The 12,074-nt window shown below is 58.7% G+C and carries 11 protein-coding genes and 1 tRNA gene; 4 read left to right on the forward strand and 8 right to left on the reverse strand.

The genetic code is table 11. The annotated features are described in order from the left end of the window. Window positions 1-182: 182 nt before the first annotated feature. The 6 genes from OHL21_RS11310 to OHL21_RS11330 form a co-directional block, all read right to left on the reverse strand. Window positions 183-1,466, reverse strand: coding sequence for a four-carbon acid sugar kinase family protein (locus OHL21_RS11310; RefSeq protein WP_263417380.1), 1,284 nt, complete (start codon window positions 1,464-1,466; stop codon window positions 183-185). A gap of 5 nt (window positions 1,467-1,471) precedes the next feature. Then, a complete protein-coding gene (locus OHL21_RS11315; RefSeq protein ID WP_263417381.1) occupies window positions 1,472-2,743 on the reverse strand; it encodes a ribulose-bisphosphate carboxylase large subunit family protein in 1,272 nt (423 codons plus the stop codon). 12 nt (window positions 2,744-2,755) lie between these two features. After that, window positions 2,756-3,346 carry a hypothetical protein gene (locus OHL21_RS24475; RefSeq protein WP_399258124.1) on the reverse strand — a complete coding sequence of 197 codons (591 nt, stop codon included), beginning with the start codon at window positions 3,344-3,346 and terminating at the stop codon, window positions 2,756-2,758. 21 nt (window positions 3,347-3,367) lie between these two features. Continuing rightward, window positions 3,368-4,666, reverse strand: coding sequence for a beta-L-arabinofuranosidase domain-containing protein (locus OHL21_RS11320; protein ID WP_399258127.1), 1,299 nt, complete (start codon window positions 4,664-4,666; stop codon window positions 3,368-3,370). A gap of 117 nt (window positions 4,667-4,783) precedes the next feature. Beyond that, window positions 4,784-6,055 carry an MFS transporter gene (locus OHL21_RS11325; protein ID WP_263417382.1) on the reverse strand — a complete coding sequence of 424 codons (1,272 nt, stop codon included), beginning with the start codon at window positions 6,053-6,055 and terminating at the stop codon, window positions 4,784-4,786. Beyond that, window positions 6,052-6,753 carry an aspartate/glutamate racemase family protein gene (locus tag OHL21_RS11330; RefSeq protein WP_263417383.1) on the reverse strand — a complete coding sequence of 234 codons (702 nt, stop codon included), beginning with the start codon at window positions 6,751-6,753 and terminating at the stop codon, window positions 6,052-6,054. Before OHL21_RS11330 ends, OHL21_RS11325 begins: the two co-directional genes overlap by 4 nt. Window positions 6,754-6,986: 233 nt before the next feature. Here OHL21_RS11330 and OHL21_RS11335 point away from each other — a divergent pair, with 233 nt between their 5' ends. Further along, the gene (locus tag OHL21_RS11335; RefSeq protein WP_263417384.1) at window positions 6,987-8,147 is read left to right on the forward strand and encodes a glycoside hydrolase family 130 protein; all 1,161 of its coding nucleotides are present in this window, start codon (window positions 6,987-6,989) and stop codon (window positions 8,145-8,147) included. An 11-nt stretch (window positions 8,148-8,158) separates the two neighbouring features. Further along, window positions 8,159-9,793, forward strand: a complete 1,635-nt coding sequence (locus tag OHL21_RS11340; protein WP_263417385.1) for an alpha-L-fucosidase — start codon at window positions 8,159-8,161, stop codon at window positions 9,791-9,793. Window positions 9,794-10,052: 259 nt separating this feature from the next. Here the strand turns inward: OHL21_RS11340 and OHL21_RS11345 are convergent. Continuing rightward, window positions 10,053-10,129: transfer RNA gene (locus tag OHL21_RS11345), tRNA-Met, on the reverse strand. Window positions 10,130-10,219: 90 nt separating this feature from the next. Here OHL21_RS11345 and kdsB point away from each other — a divergent pair. Continuing rightward, entirely contained in the window at window positions 10,220-10,960 is a 741-nt protein-coding gene (gene kdsB, locus OHL21_RS11350) for a 3-deoxy-manno-octulosonate cytidylyltransferase (RefSeq protein WP_263417386.1), read from the forward strand. Window positions 10,961-11,012: 52 nt separating this feature from the next. Here kdsB and frr read toward each other — a convergent pair whose 3' ends face one another. Beyond that, window positions 11,013-11,597, reverse strand: a complete 585-nt coding sequence (frr, locus tag OHL21_RS11355; protein ID WP_263417387.1) for a ribosome recycling factor — start codon at window positions 11,595-11,597, stop codon at window positions 11,013-11,015. 204 nt (window positions 11,598-11,801) lie between these two features. On the opposite strand from frr, the gene OHL21_RS11360 reads away from it, so the two are divergent. Further along, complete coding sequence (locus tag OHL21_RS11360; protein WP_263417388.1) at window positions 11,802-12,062, forward strand: hypothetical protein; 261 nt, start codon at window positions 11,802-11,804, stop codon at window positions 12,060-12,062. Window positions 12,063-12,074: the final 12 nt, after the last annotated feature.

Below are 12,074 nucleotides of genomic sequence, written 5' to 3' on the forward strand. Positions count from 1 at the left end.
CTGAAGAAAAAGGCTCCGGCAGAGCTCTTCCTCCCAGAAGGCGCCTTCGACTTCGTGCAGTTCTGGCAAAATCCTGCTAAGTTCACAAACGTTGCACTTGGCGCTTGAATCCGCCCTGCTTCTCTACCGAAATCTTTCAGGGCCGGGGCCATTAGCGTAGCAAAGACTAAGTCGACACTCGCCTATGCGTCACGCACGACCTGGAAAAAATCCTCATCGCCCATCTGTCCACCCTTGAGTGCAAGTTCGATATCGAGTGCACCATGCGTGCGGCAAAGAGGAACGCCGGTATGAAGATTGGCCTGCCAGGTAAGTGCCCTGAGTCCAAGCTGCCGAACCGCGTGCGAGCTGGTATCGCCACCGCAAAGCAGAACACGCGAGATGTGAGTAGCCTGCACAATCTGACGCATCATGACGCCGAGGAGTTCGCCCAGGGTTGACCCCGATGCCGGCCCGCTGACCGGCCCCATCGCACTGTAAAGCACGGTATCCCTTCCCTGCCCTATGGACTGAATAGCCTGAGCAACCACGGCCTGCTGACGGCTTGCATCTCCAAGGAGTTCCTCTGGATCGAGGGCGATGCCTGCGAAACCATGCGCTAGTGCCCAACGAAGTTGCCGTTCTGTAGCAACAGAGCAGGAGCCGCTCAGAGCCAGGAGAGGTCCTCGCACCTTCGGGGGCAATGACACGTCTGATCTAGAAACAAAATTCAAGCCGACATCGCGCCACGCCTCTACCAAAGCTGCGGTCAACCCTGAGCTTCCAACCGCAAACATCTGCTGTTGTCCGGCGGCCCGCCAGAGAAGCTTGCCTATCGTCCTCAGTTCGGGTGCATGCACTGTATCAAAGAGCACGGCATCCGCACCTGCGGTCGTGGCTTTCGCAAAGGCGCCGAATCCATCTCCTCTGCGAATGTTCCGGTAGTCCACATGGTCTATCCGGAGTGTCGTCTGTGCACAGAGATGTTTGCGCAGATCCGCTTCCCGCATCGGCGTCACAGGATGACGGCTCATCGCGTGCCGATCGATACGCAACACCCTGCCATCAGGGCCGGCAGCGTACAAGCGTCCTCGCCACACATATCGCCGAAGATGAGGAGCACCCACAACGATGGGCACCGTGTGTCCGTCAAAGCTCTCTCGGCCGATCTCCATCGCGCAGCCGATACTCCCGATCGACGGTGACGAGTCGAAGGTGGAGCAAACCTTGTAGTGCGTGATGGGAGCGCCCGCTGCCCGCGACGAACGGAAGACTGCGGGAAGGTTTTGCTTCATCCACTCCGGTGACTGGGAACGGCTCTCTCCGGCGATTCCATAGGCGCGGAGCTCCGGAACCAATGCCAGGTCTTCAACCGTCGGTGGAGCGAAAAACAACGCGGCAGGAATGCCACCGCGGGCAAGCTGCTCCAGCACATCAGTGGAACCAGTAAAGTCGTCGCCGTAATAGGTATAAAGCAGGTCTCGCATGCGACTCAGGCTCCGAAGAGCTCAAGGGCCTGTGCCAGCTCGTGATGGCGGGTTGCGAACGCAGCCAGAGAGACGCCTTCAACAGCAGCCTGCCAGGCCTGCTGCAGACTGCGCACACCTGCAGCCGGACCTCCGGGATGTCCCATGATTCCTCCGCCACAGGCATAGATCAGATCTGTGCATCCAAGGGCCTTATAGGTATCGGGCGCCTGACGCGCACTTTGTCCCGATGAGAAGACAGGCATGATCTCGCAGCCGGGCGAAGGCGCCGGAAACATCGGCGTAAGGCAGGCTCGGGCGGACGCAATGACCGACTCATCGCTCTCGCAGAATTTATTGCGCAATCCATTCACATGCGTGTGATCGATGCCGGCAAGCCGCCACAGCTTGCTGAAGGCAACGAAGCTCATCCCCAGGACAGGCGATCGGCCAAGCATTCCCCAGCCATTGCGATGGCCGTGGATCGGAACCTGTGCATGTGCGCGAAGAACCTTCATCGCCGGCAGACCGATAGAGTTCATGCTCACCATGACAGATAGTCCGCCTTCGGCGACAACGTGGTCATGACGCCGCAGCATCTCATCGATCTCCCCGGTCAGATTCGGCGCGTACATCACCTGCTTCCCTGTCCGCTCCGCAAACTCCCGCAAGACACGCATCACTGCCGAGACGCGCTCTTCAAACGGACAGTGCACTCCATCGGTCTGCAGCTCATCATCCTTGATGAAGTCGATGCCCGCTTCGGCCAGCACGCGTACTTGCGCAGCCGTAGTCTCCGGATCCATGCCGATGCTGGGCTTGATGATCGTGCCGATCAGCGGTCGCCCGTACACGCCTGTCAGCGACCGCGTGCCTTGGACGCCAAACTGTGGCCCCTGGTACCGCGAAAGAAATTCGGCCGGCAGTTCCAGATCCAGAAGTTTCAAACCGGAAAACGTCTTCAATTCCGAAAGATTGCCGGCAACAGTTGCGAGAAGATTCGGCAGTGAAGGGCCGATATTCTCAAGCGGCCATGAGAGCGTGACTTCTGCCGTACGCCGAACCCCATCCCAGTTCTTTGGTGTTCCGGCGCCTGGCAACGAGGGAACAGCGACCGCCTCTCTCTCGACGATGAGTTCGACCTGCGCGGCAAAGCGCTCACGCAAGGCCTCCGTCTCTCCAGGAACACGAAGAAACGTTCCCGTGGACTGCTCACCGGCCATGGTCTCCGCTGCCTGCTCCAACGGAAAGGCTGTTTCGATGAAGTAGCGTGCACAGATACGCGGATGAGTGCTCATTCGGACCCCTCCTCAGCCGCGATAAAAATAGCTCGTGTAGCGCTCATTCTCGACGCGGTAAAGCGGAACAAAGACAGCATCCCGCCCCGCATACCGTTCGGTATAAGCCTGTGGGCCCGCGGCCTTCAGATTGGATGGCAGCGGTAGCTTCGCGTGTGCCTCGGCGGCGGGGATATTCAGCGCAACATACTGCACCGGGCCGCGCATCAGGGCGACCACATCCGGGTTCCGGTCATCGATGCTTTCGGTGCGGAAGTCCTGGGGAAGCATCAGCTCCACGCGATCCCCCGCCTTCCAGCGGCGGCGCAGCGCATAGAACGTTCCAGCGGAAGCACTGGCCGTTTCCACCTTTCCGTTCACACGGATGGTGGCAGGCCGCTGCAGCCAGCCGGGAATACGAAGGTGCAACGCAAAGGTCGCTTCCCTGGCAGGGTACACAGTCAGCATTACGTGATCGTCGATGGGATACTGCGTCTCCTGGGTCAGAACGACAGCAAGATCCTTCACCTGGGTCTGTACGCGAGATGGCGCATAGAGCGTGACATACAAGCCATCGTCCGCACCGAAGTAGAGATTGAGCGGGTAATCCGCTACCGTCTGCACCAGCGTGCCGGAACAGCAGGGCTACTTCTGCTTGTAATAGACCTTCTCCGCGTAGGGCCCGTAGGTGGAGTAATACGGATAGCGGCCCTCTGAATCTGGCCGCTTCACTCCGAGTATTGTGTTGAAGAGAACGCGCTCCAGGTTGTCGGCATAGGCCGTGTCCTGCGGAACTCCGGTACGCAGCAGATACCGCGCAAGCTTGGTTGCAGCATAAGCGCCACAGGGAGTCTCAAAGTGATCGACCGTGCTGCTGAGCGATGCATACAGCTCGCCACGATGGGGAGTAATGAAGGTCTCGTTTGGTCCCCAGCCGCCGCTGGAGAACTGCTGCGTCATGGTCAGCAGCAGAAAGGCATGGCGCATGGCATCGCGGTACTTTGTATCTCCAAGCGCGAGATATGCGCTGCCTCCGGAAGAGAGCGCAATCGCGTGCGAGTACGCATGCTGGCCGGGGAAAGGATCTTCCGTACGGGCAAGCCGATCGAAGAACTCGCGGTCTAGCAGATATCGCACCGCATACTCGCGGAACGCCGGGTTCCCCGTGGCCTCGGCCGCAGCGAAAAGATTCTCCGGCATGATGTATGTCTCGTCATACGGAGGGTCTTTCTTACCGATACGATCGCGTCCCTGTGCCGGCAGAAGAGGCTTCGCTCCATCGAAGACACGATTCAAGAGGTCGTTCGTACCGGGAACCCTGGACAGCGTTCCCGCATCCAGCAGGCCGATCAAGTGCTTGTCGAGCGTGTAGCAAGTCCAGAGATTTGTCTCCGGCCGAAGGATACTGACATTCTGCGGTCCAAGCGTCGCTGCAAAGCCTTCTACGAGATCATGAGCTTTGGCGTGGCAAACCTCATCTCCTGTAGCTGCCCCCATACGGGCCATACCGGAGATGTACTGCCCAAGACTGTGGCCAGGAACGAAGCCATCGCGGTCATACCAGCCGCCCATATCGTCACCGGGCGCAGGCAGACCTGCACGCTGCCGATAGACCTTCAGCAGCCGGTCGTTCGAGAGGGAAAGGTAATGTGCCTTGAGCGCAAAGTATTGCTCGGCAAAGGGACCGCCCGTCAACTGTACTTCGCCGTACTGCAATTGGCGCAGCGGAGCACGATCGGCGCTCTGATCCACCGCAGCTTCAGCTCCGATCGCCGTTGCGGCAACGGTCATCGCGGAGGTCTTCAGAAATTCTCGACGGGTAAAGCTTTTTCCCTGTAGGTGTGGAGTAGGGCATCCGCATCTGTGGGCGTTTTCCGCAATGAAAACGCCGCTGCACTCCTCTTTCGGGCTACCCAGCAACAGGGAAAATGCTCTAAAGCTCACGGTCTCTCTCGTTTCCTGCTACGCAACGGAAGGATAAAACACGGTGAAGATGATTTGCCGCATGTGCTGACATTCAGAACACGATTCCGGGATGCGGAACTCCATTTATGTCAGGTTTTATGCCAGGTCTTCAGCCACATCCAGACCGCGTGTGCAGTCCACACGTGCAAAGATCACCGCAGCCAGCAGGATCATGGCGGCAATCATCCGCACTGGAAGATCGTAGTTCCCGGCAAACTTCACGACGTAGCCGAAAACGATGGTGCATACCCAGCCACCGAGGTTTCCCGCGGTATTCATCACGCCGGAGGCGGTGCCGCCAAAGTTGCCGCCAAGCCCCATCGCCATGGCCCAGGCCGACGGCAGCATCAGGTCCATCACACCGAAGCCCGCTGTCGCCAACACGATGATGCCTGTGTGTGTCTGGACCGCGGTCATGCCATACAACAAGCAAGCCGCAACACTAAGGCAGATTGCCGTCACCCAGCGATAGGATCTGCGCCGGCCAAAGCGTATGACCAGCCACTCCGACAGCACTCCACCTGTGAGATTGCCTGCCAGTCCCATCAGGAATGGCAGCGATGCCCAGATGCCCATCTCTGCCACAGTGAAGTGGGCACTGCGCACCAGCCAGGTCGTAAACCATCCAAAGAAGAACCAGCTCCCCCACGCATAGCAGAAGTAAGCCACTGATAGCAGCCATAGATCCGGTAGACGGAAGAGCCGCGACCACGGAACCTTCTCCTGCAGCTCTGAATCTTGATAGCCGGCCGAGGTGACTGTTGGGGAACCGATTTCAATCAGCTCCTCCATGTCAATGCCGGGCATAGTCTCTGGGCTTTCGCGAAACAGAAACAGCCATAGGGCAACCCAAACAAATCCGATCGCGCCCATGCACCAGAAGATTCCACGCCAGCCCACAGATCGCGCTAACGGCACAAGCAGCAGCGGCGCCAGCGCTCCGCCAAGCCTGCTGGCGCCCCACACGAAACCCTGCGCACGCGCATGTTCCTTTTTAGGGAACCAGCGGCTGATGACACCGGCCGCGTTCGGATAGGCTCCTGCGGCTCCCATGCCGAAGAGGAAGCGTGACGCCGCGATCTGCAGAAAACTGCGGCACCATCCCGTCATCGCTGTGAAGAAGCTCCACCAGGTGACGATGCGTGCGAGCTCTTTGCGTCGGCCGTGCCGGTCTCCCATGGCTCCGGATGGAATCTCGAAGATGGCGTTTGCCAGGATGTAGGCTCCGAGCACCCATCCCCACTGCTCTTCCGAGAGATGAAGATCGTTGCGGATGCCGCTCTCGGCAACCGGCAAAGCCAGCCGGTCCAGAAACGTAATGATGCTGAGGGCACACAACAGCATCAGCACCATGTGGCGCTTCTTCAAACAGCAACCTCCACAGGCTTGCCCAGCAACACGTCGCAAGCGTGCAGCACATCCCGAGCGCGCAACACGGCAAGCTCAGGCGAGCTCAATACGGGTATGGGCAAAGCGCCCGGTCCCATGGCCTGCACAACTCGCGCCATGCTGGCCTGCGCCAACACAACAACATCCACGTTCTTCATCTCCTCCAGCAATGCCTTCGACAGAATACGATCATGAGTCGCGGTATCGCCGGCGAGCACGGCTTCGAACGCTCCATCGCAGAGCGATGAGACCAACTCTACTTTCTTTCCTGCCGCATCAGCCTTGTCGTGTAGTAGCGCCAGCGTCGGCTCCAACGTGGTGCGCAGGGTCGCCATGACACCGATGCGGCTTCCACGCCGCACAGCCTCTTCGGCCATGGCATCATCCACGCGGATCACGGGAATATCCATCACCTGCCGCCCAATACGAACACCTGCCCCAATAGAAGAACAGGTCACCATCACAGCATCCGCGCCTGCGTCCTGCGCCGACTGCAGCGTGGCCAATAGACGCCGGATCGTCACCCGTCGCAGCGCACCATGGCGGATGGTGTCTTTGATCAGGCTCTCATCCACCATATGAAAGACATTGACCCCGCTCAGATGCTGCGAGCACAGCGCGCCAAAGATAGGCGTTAGCGTAGGGCTGGTATGAATCAGAGCGAGTGTCTGGGGCACGAGAAGGACTCCTTGCAGAAGGTAGGTCTGGTTCTATCTTGCCCTTCATCGGATGTAAAGCGTGCAGTGCAGAAATCCCGCAATCATTCCGCTATGATTCACTCCGGAATTCCATCTTGCGGAACTCCCATGCCCAGGGACAGGCAAAGAACCAAAGCTTTGAGAGAGATCACCGTTGCACTTGCCACTCGGCGCAACCCACGTGTACTTCTACTGTGAACTGTGGAGACACAATGATTCGCACTAACCGCCGCGAGTTTCTCGCCATGGTAACCGCCGCCGCACTTTCGCCGGCGGCAATGGCACAGGATGATCCGGCCGCTCCGTTTCGGACACCGTACAAATATCCAAAGCTCATTCTCGCTCCAGCCAATCCGTCCATTCCGAGTAATGCTCCCGCCGGAAGCGAGGTCTTCGACTCACGCGGAGTAGATGACCCAATCGTCTTTCGCGCCGGCGGCGCCTTCTACATGCTGTACATCGGCTTCGACGGAATCGGATATCAGACCGGCCTCGCCAGCAGCAATGATCTCGTGACATGGAAACGCGAAGGAAACGTCGGCCCACGCGATCCAAATTCGAAGTACACACGGTTCAACCTGGCGATCAGCACGATTCTGCGCGATAAGAACCTTCATGGACGCGGCGACGCAATTAAGGTCGATGGTCAGTATCTCGCGGCCTGGCATGCCTATCCTGCTGCCGGTTACGAGTCCGGTCCCGCCGTCATCGGCCTGGCGCGCTCTCGCGATCTTCGACATTGGACACTCACGGAACCGATCCTCCGCCCTGAAGAAGGAGCGGCGTGGGAACGTGGCGGCCTGTACCGTCCGGACGTCTTCGTCGACGAGTACGAGGGGAAGCGGACTTATTTTCTCTACTACAACGCGAAGACAGAAACCCTTCCGAAGGATGAGGGCGGAGGTTGGCATGAGCAGAGTGGAGTCGCTACCAGTACCGATCTGGTGCACTGGACACGATCGCCGCTCAACCCTCTTTTGGAGAATGGCCCCCGTGGGGCGGGAACTTATCCTAAAGGCAGCCCAATTGCCGCGAGCGCTCCTTCTGCCGACGCGCGTGACAGCCGCTTTGCCTCAAACCCGTACGTCATGAAGTGGGGTTCGAGCTATGCGATGTACTACTTCGGTTTCAACTACGAACGCCCGGGTCGCGCCCGTGAGCTGCTCGCATTGGGCCTCGATCCCTTTCATTTCCAGAAGGCGCCGGAGGTGCTGATCGATACCGGTGCGCCGGGTTCCATCGACGAGACGTTCGCCCATAAGCCATCGCTGATCTATCACGAAGGTGCGCTTTACCACTTTTACTGCGCCGTCTCGGGCAAATATCCAAATGAGGTTCGCGGCGTCGCCGTCGCACGGTCCAAACCATGGTGAGATTCACTCTTTTGAAGAACACGGCCATTACGGGTTTAGCGGCCTTGCCATTCATCGCCGCCTCTGCAGTGGCCCAGACACAGGCAATCCACGACAAGACAGTCGCGGCACAGGTCAGCAGGGTGCAGCGTTACACGGCAGCGGCCAAGCCATTCGCAGCCAACTGGGACTCGCTGGCGGCCTATCGCACACCGACATGGTTTCAGGATGCGAAGTTCGGCATCTTCATTCACTGGGGCGTCTACTCCGTTCCTGCCTTCGCCAACGAATGGTACTCGCGGAATATGTACGTCCCGGGCAACAAGGCCTACGAACATCACATCGCCACCTACGGACCGCAAAGCAAGTTCGGCTACAAGGACTTCATCCCGATGTTTCGTGCGGAGCACTTCGATGCCAATGCCTGGGTTGACCTTTTCCAGAAAGCTGGAGCGCGCTATATCGTTCCCGTAGGCGAACACTGCGATGGCTTCGCCATGTATGCCTCCGATGTAACACCGTGGAATGCCAAAGCCATGGGGCCGCATCGCGACATCGTCGGCGAGCTTTCCGCCGCGACGCGATCACACGGGCTGAAGTTTGGTGTCTCCTCGCACACCGCCGAACACTGGTGGTGGTATGGCCTTGGCCGCACCTTCGACTCCGACGTGCGGGCCATGAGCTCCACTGCGTCGAACGGACTGCCACCCACATCGCTACTGTACGGCCCCGCATCCCCAAGGAACCTTCCCGCGGCAGACGGCGCCGTAGACGATCGCAAAGAGCCTGATCCCGATCATCTTGAACGCTGGGCGCCTCCCAGCCAGGAGTTCCTGAACGAATGGCTGGCAAAATCAACCGAGATCGTCGATAAGTACCACCCGGACTTCATGTACTTCGATTGGTGGATTGGCCAACCTGCTTTCAAACCCGCACTGCAGCAATTCGCCGCTTACTACTATGACCGCGGCGCCGAGCGGCACGAACAGCCGGTGCTTACCTACAAACAGGAGTCGATGCCCGCCAACGTTGCCACCCTGGACATCGAACGTGGCAAGCTCGACACCCTTCGCCTGCTGCCCTGGCAGACAGATACCTCGGTCTCCATTCACTCCTGGGGATATGCAGAACATGATGAGTACCGCACGGCGAAATCACTCGTGCATCAACTCGTTGATACCGTCTCCAAGAACGGCAACCTGCTGCTGAACGTTGGACCGAAGGCCGATGGCACCATTCCCGAAGAAGCCAGAACGGTTCTGTCGCAGATAGGCGACTGGCTGCGAGTAAACGGCGAGAGTATCTACGGAACACGCCCCTTTACCGTCTTTGGCGAAGGCCCAACCAAAGCGCCAAAGAACGCAACCGAGAAGAACAACGATATCCAGAACTACACGGCTCAGGACATCCGCTTCACCGTCTCGCATGGCCGCAGCGAGCCATTGCTCTATGCCACTCTTCTGGGATGGCAATCCGAAACCGTCATCCACACACTCTTCGCAGGAAATCCATACCTTCCTGGCACGGTGTGTGCTGTCGATCTGCTAGGTGGCCAATCAAAACTGACCTTTCAGCAGCGGCCAGATGGATTGCACGTCACCATGCCGTCCGCAGAAGGACTAGGCGATATCGCATACGTGTTGCGCATCCATACGCGTTGCAAGTAAGCATGTCGACAAGTCCGGGATACCCATACCCTGGGTACCCCATCTCCCCTTAGGGACATGGGCATTCGAGCTACGCCAACAGACTGGGTGCCCCATATCTGGCGGCTTCATCGCCAGATGTGGGATGAGCGTCACGAAAATCCAGGCATTCCGCAAAACCCACATCTCGGCTGCGCCGAGATATGGGGCACCCAGTGCTTCAGGGATATGCAGACGTGGATCCCCCTGATCCTTGGACCCTACGCGTAAATTTAGTGATTGGTGGCGGTGGACAGAATCGAACTGTCGACCTACGGGTTATGAGTCCGTCGCTCTAACCATCTGAGCTACACCGCCGGCGCTTGGAAGGAACTGACGCACCAAGGTGGCGCAACCAGCTAAACTTCATTTTACGGCAAAACGCCGCGAACGGAAACCTGCATCCCGATGTCTACAAAACCACACGTCCTTGGTGTCATTCCTGCACGCCTTGCATCCACGCGACTCCCACGAAAAGTTCTGCTCCCTATCGCCGGCAGGCCTATGCTGGCGTGGGTCTATGAGGCCGCGAAGGCCTGCCCCGGGCTCGACGACCTGATCGTCGCCACCGATGCCGAAGAGGTCGCGGACTTGTGCCGCGAGAACGGATGGCCCGTCGCTATGACCGCCTCCGACCTGCCCAGCGGCACTGACCGCGTTCGCGAGGTGGCCCGGCATCACTCGGCCGATATCTATGTCAATATCCAGGGCGATGAGCCCCTGCTCAAGCCGGAGCACATCGATGCTCTTCTGGCGCCCTTCCGCAAGCCCGACGTCGACGTCACCACCATCAAGACGTTGTGCACGCCGGAGAATGTCCACAACCCGAATGCCGTAAAGGTGGTCACCGCTCTCGATGGCCGTGCGCTCTACTTCTCGCGCGCCACCATTCCCTACCACCGCGACCGTATCGGCGACGTACCGTACTGGAAACACATCGGGCTCTATGCATATCGTCGACAGACCCTGGAGCGTTTCACAGAGCTCGGCCCCTCCGCACTGGAACAGACCGAGCGCCTGGAACAGCTACGCCTGCTCGAAAACGGCTTTGCGCTCTACGTGGAGCCCGTCCACTTTGACACCATCGGAGTCGACACTGAGACCGACCTGAAGGCCGCCGAAGCTGTGCTGTTGAAACGCGAAGGTTAAATGCGAGCGGGGACCTCGCGGGTCCCCGCTCCCATGACAGACTTGCGCCGGATCAGATGGTGAGAATCTCTTTTTCCTTCGCCTTGAAGAGCTCATCGATGCGCTTGATTTCGGCATCGGTCAATTGCTGGACCTCTTCAGTCGCACGCTTTTCATCGTCAGCCGAAATGGCTTTATCCTTGGCGGCCTTCTTGATCTGATCGTTGCCGTCGCGGCGAATGTTGCGGATAGCGGTCTTGTGGTCCTCCACCGTGGAGGAGAGCTGCTTGACTACCTCTTTACGGCGGTCTTCGGTCATCGGCGGAATCGGCACACGGATGATCTTGCCGTCGTGCATCGGGTTGAATCCCTGACCGCCGGTACGGATGGCCTTCTCGATCAAGCCAACAACGCCAAGATCGAACGGCTGCACCACGATGAGCTGCGGCTCCGGCGTGTTGATCTGTGCAAGCTGATTGATGGGCATCTCGCTGCCGTAGTAGTCCACGCGGATGTTGTCGAGCATGTGCACGCTGGCTCGTCCGGTGCGAACGCCAAGAAGATGCGTGCGGAATTCCTCCACCGACTTCTCCATGCGTCGCTTGAGATCCTGGTGCAGATCCTTGAGCGCGGGGATATTTGCCATTACCGATGCCATACAGTCTTCCTCAATGCGCGGATGCGCAAATGTTGATTCTAGAGGATTGGCCTGATTTTGTGGGGCTTTGAATCGAATCCGAGTATTTTTGTTACACCCTGTGTCCATACCACACAGGACCTATGGAGCAGTGCCCTCCCCCTGATGGAGATCGATATGACGTCTGTCCCTCTCTCAGAGGAGGTTGAGAACAGAATTCGAGCCATGTTCTCAGGTGAAGTCGCTCGCGCGTCGGCGCGCAGCATGCTGCTGGAATACCAGACCGAAGCGTGGCACGGCGAGGTGGAGCGCGTCAGGATCGGGGTTCTACAAATCTGCCAGGGCAACCTGGAACGGATGCGACGCTTGGTTGACGTCGCCAAGAGAGACTACCGGGATTTGCTGATGCTGGCCGAATACATGCCGGCCGACGGCAACAAACCAATCAGCCAGCGAAACGCACGCAGAGAGACGCCCGACGAGTAGAAATCTGATCTT

Source organism: Terriglobus albidus, assembly GCF_025685425.1.
GTDB lineage: Bacteria > Acidobacteriota > Terriglobia > Terriglobales > Acidobacteriaceae > Terriglobus > Terriglobus albidus.

What these genes read in the sequence shown, in the direction of transcription:
- OHL21_RS11315 (WP_263417381.1), bottom strand. Translation starts at nt 2,743, where the DNA reads ATGAGCACTCATCCGCGTATCTGTGCACGCTACTTCATCGAAACAGCC.
- OHL21_RS11335 (WP_263417384.1), top strand. Translation starts at nt 6,987, where the DNA reads ATGATTCGCACTAACCGCCGCGAGTTTCTCGCCATGGTAACCGCCGCC.
- kdsB (WP_263417386.1), top strand. Translation starts at nt 10,220, where the DNA reads ATGTCTACAAAACCACACGTCCTTGGTGTCATTCCTGCACGCCTTGCA.
- OHL21_RS11360 (WP_263417388.1), top strand. Translation starts at nt 11,802, where the DNA reads ATGTTCTCAGGTGAAGTCGCTCGCGCGTCGGCGCGCAGCATGCTGCTG.
- OHL21_RS11310 (WP_263417380.1), bottom strand. Translation starts at nt 1,466, where the DNA reads ATGCGAGACCTGCTTTATACCTATTACGGCGACGACTTTACTGGTTCC.
- frr (WP_263417387.1), bottom strand. Translation starts at nt 11,597, where the DNA reads ATGGCATCGGTAATGGCAAATATCCCCGCGCTCAAGGATCTGCACCAG.